The sequence below is a fragment of the Sphingobacterium sp. Ag1 genome, from assembly GCF_000988325.1.
GTDB lineage: Bacteria > Bacteroidota > Bacteroidia > Sphingobacteriales > Sphingobacteriaceae > Sphingobacterium.
On record NZ_LBGU01000032.1, the window covers coordinates 54,396 to 76,310 of the forward strand.

Below are 21,915 nucleotides of genomic sequence, written 5' to 3' on the forward strand. Positions count from 1 at the left end.
TATATAAACCTATTAGCGTATCAAGAAAATGACAGAATTAACTCGTTATCTCATAAAATCAACAGTAGACCAGAAAGGGATTGTAAAAGCATGGGAGGAGCAGGTTGCTATTCCAACATACGAGATTGGAATAATGGAGAAAAATCCCATATTTGCTGAAAAACGCGTATATCAAGGTAGCTCAGGGGTAGTATATCCTTATCCGATCATAGAGAAAATTAGCGATCAGAAGCGAAATAAGATCTATCAAGCGCTATTTCTTGAAAATGAATATATCAAGGTGATGATTCTTCCAGCCTTAGGTGGGCGGGTTCATATGGCTTATGATAAAGTCCGAGAACGACATTTTGTTTATTATAATGAAGTGATCAAGCCGGCTTTGGTAGGGCTTACTGGCCCTTGGATTTCGGGAGGGATTGAATTTAATTGGCCACAGCATCATCGACCGACTACTTTTATGCCAACAGAGCATTTAATCGAATACAACAGCGATGGAAGCATTACGGTTTGGTGCAACGAAATCGAACGTATGTTTCGGATGAAGGCCATGCAGGGATTTACATTGCATCCCGACAAAGCATATCTAGAAATCAAGGTTCAGGTGTATAATCGGACAGCATTGTCACAAACCTTTCTGTGGTGGGCCAATCCGGCTGTTGTTGTGAATGATGACTATTTTTCCGTCTTCCCTCCCGACGTCAATGCCGTTTTTGATCATGGAAAGCGAGAGGTTTCCTCTTTCCCAATTGCTCGGGGGACTTACTACAAGTACGATTACTCAGCTGGTGTTGATATAGCGCAATACAAGAATATTCCTGTTCCGACCTCCTATATGGCCATTCAATCGAAATACAATTTCGTTGGCGGCTATGAGGCCGGTGCGACCAATGCGGGGATGTTGCATGTGGCCGATCATCACATTTCACCCGGGAAAAAACAGTGGACCTGGGGAAATGGTGATTTTGGTGTCGCCTGGGATAGAAACTTGACCGATGAAAATGGACCGTATATTGAATTGATGGCCGGTGTATATACCGATAATCAGCCTGATTTTGCTTGGTTACAACCTTATGAAGTGAAATCCTGGTCTCAGTATTTTATGCCTTACGCAGAGGTCGGACAGGTGAAAAATGCAACAAAAGATGTGGTGCTCAATATGGAGGTTAGGGAGCAGACAGCTCACATTGTCTTATATACAACGGGGACGTATGAAGGTATACGTATTTTGTTACGCAATACGGTAGGTAAAATCTATTTGGACGAGCAAGCGGACTGTTCTCCTCGGAATATTTATACCCAAAGTGTTGCTGGATTGGACGGTGATCCAACCGAACTCCTATTGACTGTGTATGATAAAAATAACCATGAAATATTGGTCTACCAGCAAGAGCAGGCAAAGGATGCTAAAGATATGCCCAAACCAGCACAGGCAGCATTGCTACCCGAAGATATTCGTTCTATCGAAGAATTGTTTTTGACGGGACAGCATTTGGAACAGTACCGACATGCAACTTATAATCCATTGGATTATTATAAGGAAGCGCTGCGACGTGAACCGAACGATATCCGATGTAATAATGCAATGGGTGCTTTCTTGTTGCGAAGCGGTAAGATCAATGCGTCGATTCCTTATTTTGAGACCGCTATCGCACGCGCTACGGAGCGTAATCCCAATCCTTATGATGGAGAACCTTATTACAACCTAGGTGTAGCTCTGCAACTATCTGGGGATTTGAATGGAGCTTATGCAGCTTTCTACAAAGCAACCTGGAATGCCGCCTGGAAGGATTCTGGCTATTTTGGTTTGGCACAAATTGATGCGAAGAGAGGCGATTGGAAAGCTGCTTTGGAAAAAATAGATCACTCATTGAGCCGAAACTGGTATCACCACAAAGGACGACAGCTGAAGGCCTCTATTTTAAGAAAACTTGGGGCAAAAGATGCCGCTTTAGCATTTATTCAGGAATCAATGGAATTGGATCCCTTTAATATGGGTTGTCGATTCGAATGGTACCTGTTAAATAAAGAAGAATCCATTTTTTCTCCTATTCTCGATTTAGCGCGGGTTAATATTCATAGTGTGATAGAGTACGCATTGGATTTTGCGCATGCCGGTCTGTATGAAGAGGCATCGTTACTGCTGGAAAAAAACATTGAAGATGTAACCTTAGTTTACCCTATGGTATATTATACGTTAGGTTATTTTGCGACCCAGTTAGGCTTGCGCGACAGGGCAAAGAGTTACTGTGATCAGGCCATGACTATGGATCCTACCTATTGTTTTCCAAATCGTTTGGAAGAGATTGCAATTCTCCGACATGCCATCGGTTTAAATGATGCTGACGCAAAGGCCTCGTATTATTTGGGCAATCTTTGGTATGGAAAAAGACAGCATCAGGATGCGGCAGACTGTTGGGAGCATGCGATCCAGTTGGATGGACAGTTTCCTACCGTTTTTCGCAATCTGGCCTTAGCTTATTATAATCGGATAGGCAAGAAGAAAGATGCCGTGACTTTATTGGAGCGGGCATTTTCATTGGATGAAACTGATGCACGTTTACTCATGGAGCTTCATCAGCTCTACAAGAAGGAGGGCCGTCCTTACAAAGAGAGGTTGGCGTTACTCGATCGATATCCGGATTTGGTGACGCTTAGAGATGATCTATTCTTGGAGCGGATCACCCTGTTTAATCTGTTGGGCGAATACGAGCGCGCGAAAACGTTGCTTGCTTCGCGGCAGTTTAAGCCCTGGGAAGGAGGAGAAGGAAAGGTCTCTCGTCAGTACACGATATCTCAGCTGGAATTGGCCAAAAAATCGATACTGCAGAGTGAACTGCAGCAGGCGCTTTCCTTGCTAGAGGCAATTGATTATTACCCACATAATCTTGGTGAAGGTAAGCTGATTACCATGGAGGAAAACGACATTCACTATTATAAAGGGCTTGTCTATCGTTTATTGGGTCGGGAAGAAGAAGCTAAGGTTTATTTCTATAAAGCAACAGAAGGTGCTGATGAACCCCAGCAAGCCCTTTTCTATAATGATCCACAACCAGATAAGATATTCTATCAAGGTTTAGCCTGGCATGAGCTTGGTGATCCAGGGCGAGCTGAACAACGCTTTCAATGCTTAATAGATCATGGAAAGTTATATATTGACAAGCCTTTTAAAATAGATTATTTTGCAGTTTCCTTACCTGATATGGATATTTGGGAGGAAAATCTGGATGATAAGAATAAAATACATTGTCTGTATGTCATGGGATTGGGGTATTTGGGGAATGGGGATCGTGCTCTGGCAATGGATTATTTATCGCAAGTTCTGCAGTTGGATCCCAATCACCAAGGGAGCCAGGCTATCATGCATTCTTTCTTAAGTGAAACTTCTTTAAAGAAATAATTTCGTATGTATCGCTATATCATAGTATTCGTCATTCTATTTCAAAGTTACACGGCCTGGGCAGATGGACTAAATCAGCTTGACCTTGCAGGTGAGTGGAAAGTTCGGCTTGATCCCGAAGATGTCGGTATTGAGCAGGGCTGGGCTGGTAAATCGTTCGAAACATCGATTAAATTACCAGGAACAACAGATGATGCGGGTTTAGGAGCCTTAAATACGTTGACACCTGCTCTTGCCAAACCTCAACTTTCGCATTTAACGCGAGCACATCGTTATGTGGGAGCAGCATGGTATACACGGGAACTTTTAATTCCGGCAGGTTGGGCTGGTAAGGAGATGATCTTAACCCTCGAGCGTGTTCTTTGGGAGTCCATGATTTGGATCGACGGGGTAGCAGTGGTCCAAAATCAACGTAGCCTTGTCAGTCCGCATGAGTTTGACTTAAGCTCACTTCTGAAAGCTGGGAAGAAACATCGGTTGACAATTCGCGTAGATAACAGAAAAAAACTCCCCATCAGCGTTGATGATATGGCGCATGCTTATACCGATCACACCCAAATTATTTGGAATGGTATTCTTGGAAAGATTGCTATTCAGGCCTATGATGCGGTGCGTCTGAAGTCGGTGTATGCTAGCCCTAATCTAGCGAAGAAGGAAATCAATCTGCAGATCAATCTCCGAAACAAACTAGCAAAGGGCGTTGTCGGTAAACTGAAAATAGCGGTAAAAGACAATAGGGGTTCCCTACCACCAGTTGAAAAAACTATTCAGCTCTCGCGGGGGGATTCAACGATCAACCTAAGCTACCTTCTTGGGGATAGACTGAAACTTTGGAGCGAATTTTCGCCGCATTTGTACGACATCGGTGTGGAGTTGAAAGCTGCAGATGCCGTATCAACGTTGCGTACCTCAATAGGTATGCGTGAGCTTTCTACTGATGGGACAATGCTAAAAGTCAATGGTGAGCCTTTATTTTTGAGAGGAACATTGGAATGCAGTATTTTCCCGTTAACAGGACATCCGCCAATGGATAAGGCCGGTTGGCGGAAAGTCTTTCGGACAGCGCGCGAATGGGGACTAAATCATCTGCGGTTTCATTCATGGTGTCCTCCCGAGGCGGCCTTTGCTGTTGCCGACGAATTGGGTTTCTATCTTCAGATTGAGTTGCCGATCTGGGAGAATAATATTGGTAAAGATGAGGGCGTGATGAATTTTCTGTATGAAGAGGCCGATCGAATAATAGAGACCTATGGAAATCATCCATCCTTTTGCTTTTGGAGTATGGGTAATGAATTGAGTGGTGATTTCAACGCGCTGAATGCTTTAGTAAAACACCTAAAGGAGAAAGACAGACGGCATCTTTATACGGCAACTTCTTTTACATTCCAGCAAGGGCATGGTGTGAAGGAAGAGCCCTATGATGATTATCTGATCACCCAGTGGACGGCCAGGGGCTGGGTGCGGGGACAAGGTGTATTTAATAGTGAAGCACCTACCTTTAATAAAAATTATAGCAATGCTTTGGAAGGAATTTCGATTCCGGTCGTGACGCATGAAATTGGACAATATGCTGTCTATCCCAATCTCGCCGAAATCAAAAAATATGAAGGTGTTCTAAAACCGCTAAACTTCATTTCTGTAGCAGAAGATCTGAAACAAAAGGGATTATTACATAAGGCCAAAGCATATACGATGTCCTCAGGAAAATTGGCTTCTATTCTATATAAGGAGGAGATGGAAAGAGCATTGAAGACACCCGGTATCAGCGGTTATCAGCTCCTTGATCTTCATGATTTCCCAGGTCAGGGAACGGCGCTGGTAGGATTATTAGATGCTTTTTGGGACAGTAAAGATATACTTCCTGCGGCCGAATTTCGACAATTTAGCGCTCCTGTAGTGCCTTTGCTCCAGTTTGCGAAAGCTGTATATACCAACAATGAAACGTTCGAAGCTTCTATCGATGTGAGTAATTATGGTCAGGCGGTTTTGAAGAATCAGGGGATTAGCTGGTTCCTGAAGGATGGGGGAAAAATAATCGCACAAGGACATTTTCAGTCGACCATTGAAAAGGGGCATCAAGGCCATGTGGGACATTTTGAGGTACCATTACAAGCAATTGGACGGGCGAAGAAATTGACAATTCAACTTAAACTGGAAGGTACATCCTATGAAAATCATTGGAATATTTGGGTATACCCTCAACAGGTCGCAGTTGATTTTGGGGAAGTGAGCTATACGCGCGAACTGGCGGAAGCGATGCGCTTACTGAAAGAAGGGAAAAAGGTGCTTTTAAATCCCGATTGGAAGAAAATAGACGGCATTGAAGGAAAGTTCGTTCCTGTTTTTTGGAGCCCAGTACATTTTCCAAAACAGGCCGGTACCATGGGCCTACTTTGTGACCCTAAACACCCTGTATTTGCCGATTTCCCAACAGATAATCACACAGACTGGCAATGGTGGGATCTCCAAATTAAATCGACTACGCTAATTACGGATCAGATCAAAGGCGGGAATGCAGTTGTAGAGCTCATTGATAACTTTGCTAATAATAGGAGATTAGCCTCTCTTTTTGAAGGGACAGTCGGAGCGGGCAAACTGATGATTGCTTCGTTTGATCTGGAGGCAGATCTAGCCAACAGACCCGTGGCGAAACAGCTGTTAGGCTCTATCTTAACGTATATGAACAGTACAAAGTTTAGGCCCAAAGTAATCGAAAATCCAGCTATGCTATCGCAGGTATTGCGCTACAAAGAAGCACAGGAAAAATCTGAACCTAAAGCGATCTATTAACGATAAGATCGCTTTGGGAAAATTTAATATACTTGATTTTTTAAAATAAATATGTAGAAATAATTGTTAACTTGGCCTTGTAATCTAATTGTTACCTGAAAAGCACAATGACCAATAAACTGAAGATTGGGAGCTTTAGTTATGAGAAAAGAAAATGATGAAGCCAATTTGATCCAAGCGCTCTCTATAGGGAAGCAGGCTGTTTTACCAAAACTTTACGAACGATATGCAGACCGCATTTTCGATGTATCTTTCCACTTGCTGAAAGATACAGGTTGGAGCGAGGATGTTGTGCAGGAAGTTTTCGTGAAACTGTGGACCAATAGAGAAAGTATAAAACAGGATGTGGATCTCTGGCCGTTCCTTTACGTATTGACAAAAAGAGAGTGTTTCAATAAACTAAGAAGCATCAAACGTTCTCATTCGGCCTTTGAGCTTCTATATTACCATATTGAACATCATTCGGATAGGGCCGATGGTTTAATAGAACGAAAGGAACTTGCCGATGAAATTGAAAATTACCTTGCTCAACTACCTGAACAACAAAAACTCGTTTTTACATTAAGCCGAATTGAAGGAATACCCCACAATCAAATTGCAGCGGAACTCAATCTTTCTAAAAACACGGTAAAAAACCATCTTGCCAGAGCATCGAAACATTTAAAACAAGTCCGTTCTGGACGAAATCCGCTATTATCCTTATTTTTCTATTTTTTCTGAAAAGGATTTCATTGATTGATGGATATTCTCCTAACTGCTTATCGATATGCTAAGCAGTTGGACTGAAGTTCCATTGAAAATTTTATACCTATAACAATTTCATAAGGATCTAAAAAAAATAAAAAAAATATTTCTTCGTGTAGTCCTTTTCTGTTTTTGCGGTGTACTGAAATAAATACTTAGAAAGTACGAACCAATTTGACCATGCAAGAAGAAAGACTACGCTATTTGCTAACCCATTATTTTAGGAATACAATCTCTCGTTCGGAATTGAAGGAGATGCTAGATCAATTAGATCAGCTGGAAGAAACTGAGTTCTCTGATCTTTTTGAACGTATGGGCGAAAGGATTCCTGAACGCTCGGAGCTATTTAACAGGGATCAGGTTTTAAATCAGATCTCAAGTCGAATAGGGGAACATCAAGAAGAGATAGGAGATGAAAGAAAATTAAAGCTGCACTATATCAGATTGGGGGGGATTGCGGCCGCAATTGTTGTTTTTTGTTTTTCAATTCTGTTTCTGGTCCAACAAAGCGCGAAGCAAACAACTTTTCAACAAGCCGTCTCACCAAGGGAAATCGCCTTGCCAGAAAACGGTGCGCCTATACTTAAACTTTCCAATGGTGATCAATATTCAATTTCAGAAGATCACCCTGAAACCTTGGACAAAAACGGTCTGAGCATCGTTAAGGCAACTGATGGCACAGTAGTATATCAAGTTAAAAATAATGGCGAGGGCAGGTCCGAGCTGAGAACTTTCCTCAGCCCAAAAGGTAGCGCATTGACCGTGAAGTTGGTTGATGGCACGCAAGTTCAACTAAACTCGGGCGCGAGCTTGACCTATCCGACACATTTTGATGAACATACCCGAACGGTATTCTTGGATGGGGAAGCCTATTTTGATGTCACCCATGACAGTAGTAAACCTTTTATTGTTCAGACGAAACAAACCCAGGTCAAAGTATTGGGAACGCAATTCAATATTGCCTCTGATCTCAGCAAAACTAAAATCCTGACCACTTTAATCAAAGGTAAGGTTGCTGTAAGTGCGGGGCATAATCAGCAGATTTTAAGTCCTGGAATGCAGGCACAAACCAATCTGCTTACGAAACAAATTGCTGTACAGGAAGCCGACCTAAAGGAGGTTCTCGCTTGGCGGGATGGCTTCTTCCGCTTCACAGAAGATAATATTGAGACTGTCTTGCAAAAAGTGGGCGAATGGTATGATATCAAAGAAGTGAAGGTGAATTCATCGTCCACCGATAAATTTACGGGGATGATAAAGCGGACCAAAAAGCTCTCGGATTTACTCCGGCAGCTGGAAAAAATATCCAATTATAAATTTAAAATTCAGGATGGGAGGGTCCTTGTTATGTAACAATGAGACTTTGAGCTAAAAGTAATCGGAAGTGCTCGCAACACTCCCGATCGTAGTTTAGCAATTAAATAAACCTAATTGAGTTATAAATCATTTAACACCAAACCTATACAAATGTATAAAAGGAATAGCAAAAGTTGCTTTTTTACACAAAAATTCTTTGTAAAAGCATTTATCAGGATGAAAGTATGCATACTAATCCTCATCATCTCCATGGTGCATGTTCATGCATCTAGCTTTGGTCAACAAGTGACATTGGATATAAAAAATGGACGTTTGGTGGACGTCCTGGATGAGATTCAAAAACAAACGGGGTACGAGTTTTTGTACAATAACAGTTTGATTAACAAACAAAAAAGAGTGACCATTAAAGCAAATCACAAAAACTTTAAAGAGGTCCTACAAGAGTTTCTGTCGGAAAGAAACCTGACTTACGAATTGAATCTGAACACGGTATTGATTATGGCCAAGGTGGGTTCTCCGCAAGTTGCTTCCAGCACCGCGGTGTTCTTGCAGCGGCGTAGAATAACAGGGGTTGTGTCTGATAGTAAGGGAGCGCCATTGGAAAGTGTTACGGTTGCGGTTAAGGGGACAACTATTGGAACGAAGACCGATGCGCAGGGGCAATTTGCCTTGGAAATTGAAGATCAGCATAAGGTGCTGCAGTTTTCGCTCGTAGGATTTCAGTCGTTTGAGCAGAATATTAGTGCGTCAAATCAGCTGAAGATCACTTTGGAGCCTGCGGTAAGCGATCTGGAGGAAGCTGTAGTTGTTGCTTATGGAAAGCAACGTAAAATTAGCGTGGTGGGTGCAATTAGTAGCGTTTCCCCGCAACAGTTAAAAACTCCCGTTGCTAAGATCAGCAGCGCATTGGCGGGACAGATGGCAGGTGTTGTTACGGTTCAAGGTTCGGGAGAGCCCGGCTCTGCAACGTCATTTTGGATACGTGGGGTGAGCAGTTTTGCAGGTGGGACCGGTCCACTGGTATTGGTGGACGGGATCGAACGTCCAATGGACCTCGTAGACCCCGAGGATGTCGAGTCATTCTCTGTCTTGAAAGATGCAACTGCCACAGCCGTGTATGGCGTAAGAGGAGCAAATGGTATTGTGATCATTACAACAAAAAGGGGAAAGAAAAGTGTTAAACCGAGTATCAATGCACGTGTTGAGCGCGGTATGTTGGAGCCTGTTGTCCTACCGAAATTGGCAAATGCTGCTCAATGGTTAGATTATTATAACGATATCAATTTTGAAGTTTCTGGAAAAGCCCCATTGACACAAGAAGAGATAAATAAATATGTGAATAAAGTAGATCCAGATGTCTATCCAAATGTGGATTGGATGCAAGAGATCTTTAAAAAGAGAACATCAAATGAACGTTTGAATGTAAATGTGACCGGAGGAGGAGATTTTATTAAATATTACGTGTCGGGTTCTTATATGAAAGAGAACGGTATCTTTCAGCCTCGAAAGACATCGAATTATGATCCATCTGTGAATTTTGACCGGATTAATTTTAGATCGAATGTTGATATTAGACTGTCTCGATCGACTGAAGTAAACCTAAACCTCTCCAATCAATACGAAACAAAAAACCGATTAGGTGTAAATTTGGGTGATATGTATGATATTGTGCTCCACACCACACCAGTGGCAACACCTACCCAATTTTCAAATGGCGCCTATGCACAGCCACAAGGAGGACAAAATCCATATTATTCGCTCAATACCACTGGATTCTCGAAGGATTTCTGGAATAATGCGCAGTCGTTGATTGGTATCACGCAAGATTTTTCGGAGTTGATAACTCCCGGTTTAAAAGCGAATGTTAAGTTTTCCTGGGATGCAAAGAACTCTTCGACATTAGACAAAAGAAAGGCACCAACCACCTATTATGTTGACAAAACAAAACCGCGGGACAGCGAAGGGAATCTTATTTTAAAAGATAACGGTAATGGCAGCGATTATCTTGCTTTAGCCGACTATCATTCGGGAGAGCGTGCGACTAATTTTGAAAGTTCCCTGATGTATGACCAGTTGTTTGGTGACAAGCATCGCGTCGGAGGCCTATTTTTATTCTCCATGCGCGAGCGGACAAATAACTTTCCAGAACGGGATTATATCGCAGCATTCCCCTATCGCAATACGGGGATTGCTTCACGTTTGACCTATTCCTACCAGGACCGTTACTTTATCGAAGGTAACTTTGGCTACAATGGATCTGAGAACTTTGCGCCAAAGAAACGTTTTGGTTTCTTTCCTTCCTTGGCTATGGGCTATGTTATTAGTAATGAAGCGTTCTTTAAGTCGCTATTGCCTGTCGTTAACTTTCTGAAAATTCGGGGGTCAATTGGTCGGATTGGTAGCGATAAAATCGGTGGTTCACGTCGATTTGCTTACAATTCAGAAATGAAGCTCGATGGTGGCTATTCTTTCGGCATTGGTGGCAAAAATTATCTTCAGGGTATAGCAACCGGTTATCCGGGGAATCCACTGGTTGCCTGGGAAAGTGCATTAAAGCGTAACATCGGGGTTGAGTTAAGCCTTTTCAACAAATTGACCATACAGGCCGATTATTTTGCGGAGAAGCGTGATGGAATTTACATTCTTCAGGAAAGTGTGCCTTCCATCGTGGGAATTAATGTAAAACCCTATGTTAATATTGGACAGATGCAAAATAAAGGAGCCGAAGGATCCTTGGAATTTAATCATCGCCAGGGGGAGGTCGGCATACAGGTCCGGGGTAATCTAACTTACAATCGAAATAAAAAATTATTTGATGACAAGCCAATTCCGAGATGGGCATATCAGTCTGAAATAGGACAACGTTGGGGACAGCAGCGCGGATTAATTGCTTTGGGGCTGTTTCAGTCAGAAGAGGAAATCGCGCATAGCCCGATTCAACGCTATGGCGATGTGATACGTCCCGGTGATGTAAAATATCGGGACATCAATGGCGACGGCGAAATTACAGAAGAAGATAAAGTAGCGATAGGTGATACAGATATGCCACAATGGAATTATGGATTTGGCGCCAGTGTATCTTGGAAGGGATTTGATCTATCGGCTTTTTTCCATGGAGTCGGACAAATATCCCGGATTATAGCGGGAGGACCTCTATATGGTCAGACTGGCAACATCTGGGGCTATGGACAGATCTATTCGGATGTCGCTGATCACCGCTGGAGTGCAGACAACCCTAATCCAAATGCAACTTATCCCCGGCTCTCATTTAATATTGCCAATAACTCTCAAGCTTCCACTTTATGGCAACGCGATATGAGCTTTATCCGTTTGAAGAATCTAGAATTGGGCTATACGTTGCCAAAGCAGCTCACGGAAAAATGGAAAATGTCAATCGTGCGTATTTATGCGCAAGGCGTAAATGTGTTCACGTTCAGTAAGTTCAAGTTGTGGGATCCTGAACTGGAAACAGTGTCAGGAAGCAGCTATCCTCAAATGCGTGTTTTTAATGTTGGTTTAAGTGTGACACTTTAATCTGAAAGATAATGATGAAAAAGTATATATACTCGATTTCCTGCCTATTACTGGTATTTTCCCTCGGGGCATGTAGCAAATATCTCGACGTGGATCTAGAAAATCAAATGACTTTAGAAGAGGTTTTTAATAAACGGAAAACCACGGAACAGTATCTGGCTCAGGTGTATGGCTATTTGCCTATAGAACATGATATGTTCAATGGTGAAGGCGGAAATGTTCCGCTGAGTGATGAAGCCTTATTTTCATGGGTAGCCTGGGTTCCGTGGCTTAACTTTGCGAATGGGGCATGGGGCGTGACAACCCAGGATTATACAACTTGGGAACAGAATTATAAAGGGATTAATCAGGCAACCATTTTCATTGAAAATATTGATCGAAATGTGGAATTGAGTGCTGCTACTAAAGATATTATGAAAGCCGAAGCCCGTTTCTTAAGAGCCTATTTTTATTATCTGCTTTTAAAAAGATATGGACCTGTATTTGTATGGGGCGATCGTGCTCCCGATAGTAAAATTGATCCAACAACAGTAGATCGTATGTCTTTGCAGACAAATGTGGATTTCATACTTTCTGAATTTGATAAAGCAAGTGCCGTATTGCCACAGGAAATAACTGATCAAGCCTGGTATGGTCGATTGACAAAAGGGGCTGTGATGGCCGCAAAATCTGAATTACTGCTGTATATGGCTAGGCCACTATTTAACGGAGCGAAACTTTATATAGGAATAAGGAATAAAAGCGGTGAATTCTTATTCCCACAAACAGCAGATCCCAATAAATGGGAGCTTGCGGCCAAATCTGCCAAAGCGTTGATTGATCTGAATGTGTATGCACTTTACCAAGATAACAAAGAGACGAACTCTTTTCGACGTGCAATTAAATCCTATATGGGTATTTATTTTGATAAGTGGAATTCGGAAATTATTTGGGGAAGATGGTCTGATGACGGCTTCAATTATAACGTCCGTACGGCTCCACCGCGAGTTGTGACGATGGGCTGGGGCGGTTATGCACCTTCGCTAAAACTGGTCGACACCTATCCGATGGCAAGTTCAGGACGCTACCCGATTACAGGTTACAGTAGCAATGGACAGCCTATAATTGATGAAAAATCAGGATACCAAGAAACGGGGTTTACAGATAACTATGTGCATCCCTTGGACAATTTTGCCTCTTTTAAGGCGCACAACAGTTGTGTCGGAAGGGATGCACGTTTCTACGCATCCATTTTGGCAAATGGAATGTATTGGACCAATCCAAAACCTCAACCCAGACAGGTGACATTCTTTGATGGCGGAACATCTTCGTATACGAAAACAGGGGACTGCGTAAAATCAGGCTACTTGTGGCGGAGAATGAGTGACCCAACAAATGATATCGAAGCAGGTAACTGGGGGCAGTTTGCATGGCCCTATTATCGTCTGGCTGAGATCTATCTAAACTACGCGGAGGCTTGCAATGAAAAACCTGCTCGTGATGAAGTGGAGGCGTTAAAATATATCAATCTGGTGCGTAAACGGAGCGGCTTGAACGACTTGGAAGTTGCTTATCCAGAGGTTCGGGGAAATAAAGAACTCCTGCGGGTATTGCTGCGAAAAGAAAGAATGGTCGAATTGGCATTTGAAGGCCATCGTTACCCCGATCTGAGAACCTGGATGATTGCAGAGGAAGAAATGAATGAGCCCTATTATACCCGTAATGTTGCCGCAACTTCTTATGAATCCTCTTGGGAACGGACCAAAGATGTTTTTCCTGGAAAGCGAAGTTTTCAGGCCAAACATTATTTCTTCCCGATACAGCAAAAGCAACTGAGCGAGATGATCAACATTACACAGAACTATGGATGGTAGTACTTATTAAATAATACTGAAAACGATGAGAAATTATATATCCTATTGTGTTCTCCTGTTGACACTTTTCCTGATGAATGGATGTCAAAAGGATGATCGAATGAACAACATGGTCGACGACACCATTTATTTCAGAGATTTCAAAGAGAATAAAATAACGGTATTTGACTGGGGAAAATTTGATTATAATGTAACTGTTGTTAAGGCTGGAATTGGGCAACAGGAAGCAAAGATAAACTTCAAGATTGACGAAGCGTACCTAGCAGCCTATAACGCGCAGCAAGGGACAAATTATAAGCTGCTTCCTGCTGACTGCTATAAAATTGCAAATACAACACTAGCCTTTGAAAAAAAGGATTATCTGCAGGATATTGCAGTTGCTTTTGACACTGAGCGCATAAAAGTGCTGCAAGGAAAATATAAGGAATTATATGTGCTTCCGTGCCGCATTGAAGCAGAGGGAGGGGTGTTACATGCGCTGAAACCTGAAATGGCAACGACATTGTTGATTCCTAACGTTAAAGACCCATTTTTGGAATTCACTTCACCGGGTCTGCAGCTTGATCAGATCAAACTGAGCCCCACAGGAGCTGAACAGGTCGTAGGAAAAGCGACATTGGTCACCAATTATCCCAATCAATGGAATCTTGACTATGAAATTGAAGTGGATCCCGTGATTTTGGATAATTACAACGGAACGGTATCAGACGATAAGAAGTTGAAATTACTACCAAAAGCGGCCTATCAGCTTTTACCTGCGCCTTATAAAATTGCTGAAAAGGAGAATAAAACGAGTTTTTCATACACTATTCTGAAAAAAGGACTTATTGATGGAACAACCAATTTATTTGGGGAGTATGCGTTGCCTTTACGGATTAAGTCTGTTTCAAAAAATGGTATTAACCCCGATGCTTCGACAATATTGGTTCCAGTGTCCTTTCAACCGCCAGATATCCCCCGTAGTGGCTGGAAAGTAATTGCGGCTTCTTCCGAATGGATTGGCGGAGGTGAAAAGGAAAATATATTGGACGGGAATCCCGATACCTACTGGCATAATGTCTGGATGGGAGGAGAACCCCCATTACCGCATTATGTCATAATAGATTTTGGAAAGGAATATAATGTGATGATGATTGAATTAACAAGAAGGTTATGGAATAATGACTTAAAAGTCGTTGAGTTTTCGACTAGTAATGACAATAAAACATATGTTCCAATAGGGAAGATTGATTTCGGAACAAACAGTCCCAAATCGACGTTGGCCGTGAATGTTCCGACGACAAAAGCCCGTTATTTAAAATGTACGGTAACAGCAAGTAATCGTCCGCCTTCATCTGCTATAGCAGAAGTATATGTCAAAGGATTATAAAATACATCCGAAATTAGCTATAATACAACATCAAGTATAGTCTAATATACAATTTGGCAGATCTGAAAGTCACTCCATTTTCCGGAGTGACTTTTTTGCTTGAAGTGCGACGGTGCTTAATGGCGTAAACCGGAAGTTTCTACTTTCCTTATGCTGGTTTGCTGTTTAGCGAAGCTGAGCTGACGTTCTTCGCAAAGGGGATGCGACTTGGAAATTTTGAAGAGAAAGGCCACTAGATTAGGTTGTATCCTTTTGAAGGGGATAACACTGGATATGTACTACGCTTTTCAGGAGGCTAGGGAACATAAATGGTATAGGCTTTAAATAAAAAAAGCGACTCTTTTGAAGTCGCTTTTTGTAGCCCGTAGGGGAATCGAACCCCTGTTTCAAGAATGAAAATCTTGCGTCCTAACCCCTAGACGAACGGGCCATATCGTTTTCGATGATGCAAATATAGAAGCTTTTTCAAAAAACGCAAAAAAAAAGTGCTGTCTGTGTGCTAATTCATTGAAATTGAGAAAAATTATTTTTTTAAAGAACCTATTCTACAGCGTAAGCGAGCATATATTCATTGAACTTCTCGTAATGCACGTCATATAGATGTGTATGTTGATCGCTGTGGAGTTCGAGTTTTAATATGCCCTGCAACTGATAGTCGAATGGTTGTATCGTCATGTTATTCAAGAAGGAGACGCCGGCATTCCCCTGAAGTTTATAAATCGCTTCTTTAGCACACCAGCAAGCATAAAGCTGCTCATATCGGTTCTCATCCTGTGCGATGAATGCAAGCTCTGCAGGTTTTAGAAACTTATGTTGGATGCGCTCTACTTTTGTTTTGATGATTTCCATGTCGATACCCACCTCTCCTTTTGTGCTGATCATAGCTGCGGCATAATCAAATGAGTGTGAAAGTGATATTTTTTGGGGGAAATTGGCGAGATAAGGCTTGCCATTTGCATCAGATGGACAATCTATATAACGGGATGTGTTTAATAAGGTGCGCAACAGCACACGGGTGGCAAGCCAATGTAACCGTCTTTTCCCTTTATTGAAAGACCCTAATTTCGCTTTTTCACGTTCATCCAATTGAAGTTTCGACAGTAAATCGTCGTCCGATTCCTCAATTCGCCAAATTGCAAATTTGGTTTGGCTATCAATTTCACGTAGATACACTAGACTCATACCCAAATGTAAAAAACAAATCGCAGATTTTTGTTTTGAAAAATGAAGTAAAATTAGTGGGAGAACTGTATTTTTGAATTTGTATAGCGTGGCCTGATGCTTTTGCTATTTTGATACACATGATTTTATCTGATAAAAGAATTCTCGAAGAGATTGAAAATGGCAGCATTGTCATTCAACCATTTGATCGTAAATGTTTAGGAACAAATTCCTACGATGTGCATTTGGGGAAATATTTGGCAACGTATGCAGACCGTGTACTTGATGCCAAGAAGCACAATGAAATTCAGCATTTTGAAATCCCGGAAGAAGGTTTCGTCTTGGAGCCCAACACCCTTTATTTAGGTGTTACGCAAGAGTATACCGAAACACATAAGCATGTTCCTTTTTTAGAGGGCAAATCGAGTACTGGTCGCTTAGGGATAGATATCCATGCAACTGCAGGAAAGGGCGATGTCGGTTTCTGTAATACCTGGACCTTGGAAATTTCGGTTGCTCAGCCTGTTCGGGTTTACGCAGGAATGCCAATTGGACAATTGATCTATTTTGCTGTAGAAGGCGATATCGAGACATTTTATAACACCAAAGGTAATGCAAAATACAATGGCAAGACCATCCGTCCGGTGGAGTCGATGATGTGGAAGAATAACTTCTAATGAAAACGGTCGGATGGATTGTATTAGCGACGCTATTGATTGCGCTCATCAGTAGCGTGCTTTATTATTTTGTTCATCCAATGTTTGGTGGAAGTTTCAAGGGAGCTCGGGTTGAACGTATGAAACAGTCCCCCAATTTTAAAAATGGTATTTTTCATAACCTCGAAGTAACACCATCGTTGAAAGGCGATGTGAATATGGTCTCTTTGTTGTGGGATTTCCTTTTCAACAAGAACCCCCACTTAAAACCGATCAGTGTATTGCCCGCTATGGAATGCGATTTAGCACATCTTCCCGCAGATGATGTGCTGATTTGGTTTGGTCACTCCTCCTATCTATTGAAGTTAGATGGAAAATTAATAGTGGTGGATCCAGTATTCAGTCCAAATGCTTCTCCCGTCCCAGGGAGCAATAAAGCATTTAAGATGTCGGTCGACTATGCGGCGATGGTTTTTCCGAAAATTGACTATTTGTTTATCTCGCATGATCATTACGATCATCTGGACTATGAGACTGTTGTGAAATTGCGGGATAAAGTCGGTCAGGTGATCTGTGGTCTCGGAGTAGGGGCGCATTTTGAATCTTGGGGATACAAGTACGATCAGATCATCGAGGGGGATTGGTATGACCAGGTAAAACTGGCGCCCGATTTTCAAGTAACCTTCACCCCCGCAAGGCACTTTTCGGGACGTAGATTTACACGGAATAATACCTTGTGGACATCCTTTGTGTTAAAAACCGCTAAGTACAGCATTTTCTTGGGGGGAGATAGCGGGTATGGTAAGCACTTCAAAACAATAGGTGACCAATTTGGTCCTTTTGATTTAGCGATCTTGGAAAATGGACAGTATAATGACGCCTGGCATTATATACATTCGTTACCTGATGAATGGGCTGCTGAAACGAAGGATCTGAAAGCCCAAGCTGTTTTGCCCGTTCATTCTTCTAAATTCGCGTTGGCGATGCACGATTGGAAAGAGCCCATGGAGAAATTTTACGAGACGGCGAACAAAGAACAGATCACACTGCTTACGCCAAAAATAGGGGAAATGATCCATTTGAATAAATTAGATACCGTATACGCCCCTTGGTGGCGGGAAGTTAACTAAGGATCTATTTATTTTTTTCCTCGATCCATAAAGACATATATTTCGTGCTCTGCATCGTGTGGTGCAATAATATCTGACTAATAAAGTTTTGTTGACGATGCCTGTCAATCTGTACTTTTAATAAAGATAGATTAGTCATAAAATCGGACTGATACTTTCGTTTTTCATAACGTTCGTTGATAATACGGATACCATGTTCTTGGGCCGTTTTCCAAAGATCTTCATTTTCGTAGAGCTCAACAGTCTTTCGGCAGAACGTTTCGGGATCGTCTTCGATAAATCCATTCCAATCCAAATTGCCCTTCATGGCTTCTGCACCAACTTTCGTGGTGACAGCTGGTGTACCTGTTTGCATGGCGTCGATAAACTTCCCTTTCACACCGGCACCAAATTGTATTGGAGCCACCAGTAGACGGTAACTTTCCATGGTTAGACGAGCAGATTCCGCTCGGCCCTTGATCAGGAAATTCTCTTTTGGGTTGTTTAACTGAAGTACTTTTTGGGTTGCGTAGGCGCCATAAATGTGTAATTCCACTTTGGGGAGCATCCTCCGTAATTGCGGCCAGATTTGTGTTTTTAGGTATTGTACCGTATGCCAGTTGGGCTCATGAATAAAATTTCCAATAAATAATAAGTTCTTGCGCTCTTCGAAGGTGTTCCATTGCTCCACATCTGCTGCAGTGATCTCATCTTCAAGAAAAGGGAGATAATAAAGAATATCGGGTGAAATGCGAAATTCTTCGATAAGAATCTTCATTTCGGATTCGGAAATGATCAACGAGAGGTCGCTGCGCAATATCGCGGCAATTTCCCGTTTGGCGGTATCGGTAAATAACGCTTGAAAGGAAAAATCACCGTTATTTTTGACAGATGTCTGTCTCGCCTGACGCAAAAAATGCAAATCTTCCGTGTCAAGTACGCGGAGTGCATCTGGACAATGCTGTGCAACACGCCAACCATATTGCTCTTCTACCATAAAGCGGTCAAATACAACAATGTCGGGCTTAAGCTGAGCAATAAATTCATCAAAGCTATTGCTATTCAGCACGATGGCCTGTTCCCGGATCCCGAGAGATTGTAAAGGTGCACTATACGGCGATTTGGCAGCAGCAGAAGCAAATGTAATCTGATAAGAGCGATTAACAAACGTCTCAATTAATTGCATCATACGGAAGCCCGCTGCTGAAGATGTTGGCTCTGGCCATACCAGTCCGATGAACAAAACCTTTTTCTCTTTCATGCCGGAAAATTACTGATTAATGTGAAAAGAATTGACGAAAAATTAACAATTAGTCATTTTCAAACGATTAGCTTTATTTCGTGTTTATACTATATCTCAAGGTTATTCATCATTAAACGATTATATGGCCAAAACTATTGCGCAACGGATTCGACATTTTTCACCAAAGACCTATTGGAAGGAACTAATAGCTGTTTTGGTTATTTTGTTGGCCTTTGTATTTTTTAGAAATGAACGAAAAGAGCTTGCTGCCATCATTCCACATTTGCGTGCGGCCAATCTAACCTGGGTTTTGGTCGGCGTAGGAATTACTCTCGTCTATATTGTACTTCAGGGATTGATGTATGTGCAGAGTTTTAAAGCGATAGGCCTCTCTATTAACCTGAGAATCGCCATTGATCTTTTCCTGAAGCGAAATTTACTCAGTGTGTTTCTGCCTGCGGGTGGGATTAGTTCTTTGGCATATACCACAACGCAGTTGCGAAAAAGAAATTTGAATACGACGCAAATTCATCAAGCAGGGGCGCTGTATGGCTATGTCGGACTACTGACGGTCTTTCTGATCGGAGTACCTGTTATATTGTATACGATTTGGCACAATAAAAATTTTGGTGATGCCTGGATCTCATTGGTGGTTTTGGGGCTGCTTCTGGGTGTCGTATTTTGGCTCGTTTGGTCTTTTAGAACACACAAAGGCATCTATCGCTGGGTTGAACTAAAATTTCCTGCTGTAGCCTCTAATATCGATGAAATATTTTCAGGAGAGGTCAAGCTAAAATATTTGTTGGGTACCATGCTGGCATCGATGGTCGTTGAATGCTGCGGTATTGCCCATGCTTTTGTAAGTATGTATGCCCTTGGTTTGGACCACTCTTTCGAGGCTGCGGCTATTGCCTATACTGTTTCGGTGGTATTGATGATTGTTTCTCCTTTTCTACGGGGACTTGGGGCCGTAGAGTTGACTATGCTGTATATTTTTAAAGCCTACGGCTACTCGCAGGCAGAAGGATTGGGCATTACAATTCTCTATCGGGCATTCGAATTTTGGCTACCTTTAGTACTGGGGCTTCTGGCTTTTGCATGGCGTGGGAAGCAATTGCTGGCACGTATTGGCCCAGCGCTGCTTATCTTCTTCTTGGGCATGGTAAATCTCGTATCTGTATTGACGCCTCCTTTGGCCGACCGGATGAAACTTGATCGTTTCTATTTGCCTTTAGAAGCAATTCACGCTTCCAAATTTATGGTGTTAGTGTTGGGCTTAGGGCTGTTGGTAACCTCGGCTTACTTGATCAAAGGTTTCCGAATTGCGTTTTGGATCGCCGTAGTGTTTAGCGCATTGTCGCTTTTTGGGCACGTGTTTAAGGCATTGGACTATGAAGAAGCTTCGGTTGCTTTATTGACCTTGATTTTACTGGCCATGAGCTATAAGCAATATCGGATCAAGAGTAATATTCGCTGGGTGCGAATTGGGTTTATCACATTTTTTGTCGCTCTCCTAGCCATATGCCTTTTTGACGTAATGAGCTTCTACTTCATTGATAAACAGCATTTCGGTGTTGACTTCACCTGGCGACAATCCATCTATCATACAGCACGGAGTTTCCTCTTGTTTGCCGATGATGAATTGATGCCCCAAACTGTTTTTGGTCAAGAATTTCTGCGGATCACCCAGGTACTTGGACTTTTTTGCTGGTTTCTCCTAATCTATGCGTTAGCTCGCCCCCGTCTCTTGGCAGATGAAGACTCCAGTCATTCTGAATTGGAACGTGCAGAACAATTATTGCGCGAATTTGGACAGTCTCCCATGGATTTCTTTAAATTGGGAAAAGATAAGAGTCTGTTCTTCTCCGAAGTATGCGAGGGATTTACCGCCTATCGCTTGGCCAATGAATTTGCCATTGTATTGGATGAACCTGTCTGTGAACAGGGGGATAAGGAAGAGCTAGTCGAGGAATTTGATCAATATTGTTATGCCAATGGATTAAAGGCCATTTATTACCGCGTTGACGAAAATAGTTTGGTTCATTTTTCATCCCTGCGCAAGCAAAAGATCACCATTGGACAAGAGGCGGTATTGGAACTCGATACATTTAAGTTGGAGGGCAAAGACCGAAAGTCTTTGCGTAACGGGCTGAATGCAATTCAAAAAAAGGGTTTTGCTACGGAAGTTTTGAAGGCACCGCAAAAGAAAGAAGTTATAGCCGAATTGAAAGTGATATCTGATGAATGGTTGAGCGCATTTGATAAAAAAGAAATGGTTTTTTCGCAAGGGACGTTTGATGAAAATGAGCTTATTTTGCAAGATATCATTGTACTGAAAAATGAGCAGAATACTATCGTAGCCTTTCTGAATATTATTCCCGATTATGCCAAAGATGAGTGCACCTATGATATGATCCGGAAGTCGCTTGACGCGCCGGGCGGGAGTATGGACGCATTGATTGTCGAGCTTATTGCGTATGCTAAGGCTCAAAAATACGTCTATTTAAATTTGGGCATGGTACCAATGACGGGGTTGGGGGCGACAGATAGTCCCGCAGAAAAGATTATGAAATTTGCCTCAACACGATTGGGCAACTTTAAACATTATCATAGCCTGCGCGACTTTAAAGAGAAGTATGCGACATTTTGGGAAAATAAATACCTTATATTTGATGACGATTTTGATCTCATACAACTTCCTGTAGCACTGGTCAAAGTGATGAAACCGAATGAATAGCTTTC

12 protein-coding genes and 1 tRNA gene are annotated in these 21,915 nt (G+C 42.2%); 10 read left to right on the forward strand and 3 right to left on the reverse strand.

Annotation, left to right across the window (positions count from 1 at the left end; translation table 11 throughout):
- The first annotated feature begins 28 nt into the window (after positions 1-28).
- The 7 genes from AAW12_RS07985 to AAW12_RS08015 all read left to right on the forward strand — a co-directional run bounded on the left by AAW12_RS07985 (position 29) and on the right by AAW12_RS08015 (position 15,004).
- A complete protein-coding gene (locus AAW12_RS07985; protein WP_046673091.1) occupies positions 29-3,397 on the forward strand; it encodes a DUF5107 domain-containing protein in 3,369 nt (1,122 codons plus the stop codon).
- Positions 3,398-3,403: 6 nt separating this feature from the next.
- Entirely contained in the window at positions 3,404-6,187 is a 2,784-nt protein-coding gene (locus tag AAW12_RS07990; RefSeq protein ID WP_046673092.1) for a glycoside hydrolase family 2, read from the forward strand.
- Positions 6,188-6,328: 141 nt separating this feature from the next.
- Positions 6,329-6,907 carry an RNA polymerase sigma factor gene (locus tag AAW12_RS07995; RefSeq protein ID WP_046673093.1) on the forward strand — a complete coding sequence of 193 codons (579 nt, stop codon included), beginning with the start codon at positions 6,329-6,331 and terminating at the stop codon, positions 6,905-6,907.
- Between the two features lie 204 nt (positions 6,908-7,111).
- A complete protein-coding gene (locus tag AAW12_RS08000) occupies positions 7,112-8,284 on the forward strand; it encodes a FecR family protein (protein WP_046673094.1) in 1,173 nt (390 codons plus the stop codon).
- A gap of 180 nt (positions 8,285-8,464) precedes the next feature.
- The gene (locus tag AAW12_RS08005) at positions 8,465-11,782 is read left to right on the forward strand and encodes a TonB-dependent receptor (protein WP_046673155.1); all 3,318 of its coding nucleotides are present in this window, start codon (positions 8,465-8,467) and stop codon (positions 11,780-11,782) included.
- Between the two features lie 11 nt (positions 11,783-11,793).
- Positions 11,794-13,635, forward strand: a complete 1,842-nt coding sequence (locus AAW12_RS08010) for a RagB/SusD family nutrient uptake outer membrane protein (RefSeq protein WP_197083999.1) — start codon at positions 11,794-11,796, stop codon at positions 13,633-13,635.
- Between the two features lie 25 nt (positions 13,636-13,660).
- Positions 13,661-15,004 carry a BT_3987 domain-containing protein gene (locus AAW12_RS08015; protein WP_084823110.1) on the forward strand — a complete coding sequence of 448 codons (1,344 nt, stop codon included), beginning with the start codon at positions 13,661-13,663 and terminating at the stop codon, positions 15,002-15,004.
- Between the two features lie 358 nt (positions 15,005-15,362).
- On the opposite strand, the gene AAW12_RS08020 is transcribed toward AAW12_RS08015, so the two are convergent.
- Positions 15,363-15,434 (reverse strand) — tRNA-Glu (locus AAW12_RS08020).
- A gap of 110 nt (positions 15,435-15,544) precedes the next feature.
- Positions 15,545-16,186, reverse strand: coding sequence for a 4'-phosphopantetheinyl transferase family protein (locus AAW12_RS08025; RefSeq protein WP_046673097.1), 642 nt, complete (start codon positions 16,184-16,186; stop codon positions 15,545-15,547).
- 119 nt (positions 16,187-16,305) lie between these two features.
- Here AAW12_RS08025 and dcd point away from each other — a divergent pair, with 119 nt between their 5' ends.
- A complete protein-coding gene (dcd, locus tag AAW12_RS08030; protein WP_046673098.1) occupies positions 16,306-16,842 on the forward strand; it encodes a dCTP deaminase in 537 nt (178 codons plus the stop codon).
- Positions 16,842-17,951: an MBL fold metallo-hydrolase gene (locus tag AAW12_RS08035; protein ID WP_053003579.1), complete on the forward strand. Its 1,110-nt coding sequence runs from the start codon at positions 16,842-16,844 to the stop codon at positions 17,949-17,951. Before dcd ends, AAW12_RS08035 begins: the two co-directional genes overlap by 1 nt.
- Before the next feature lie 4 nt (positions 17,952-17,955).
- Here the strand turns inward: AAW12_RS08035 and AAW12_RS08040 are convergent, their stop codons facing one another.
- Positions 17,956-19,191: a glycosyltransferase gene (locus tag AAW12_RS08040; RefSeq protein WP_046673099.1), complete on the reverse strand. Its 1,236-nt coding sequence runs from the start codon at positions 19,189-19,191 to the stop codon at positions 17,956-17,958.
- A gap of 124 nt (positions 19,192-19,315) precedes the next feature.
- Here AAW12_RS08040 and AAW12_RS08045 point away from each other — a divergent pair, with 124 nt between their 5' ends.
- On the forward strand, positions 19,316-21,910 hold the full coding sequence (locus AAW12_RS08045; protein WP_046673100.1) for a phosphatidylglycerol lysyltransferase domain-containing protein: 2,595 nt from the start codon (positions 19,316-19,318) through the stop codon (positions 21,908-21,910).
- The last annotated feature ends 5 nt before the right edge of the window (positions 21,911-21,915 follow it).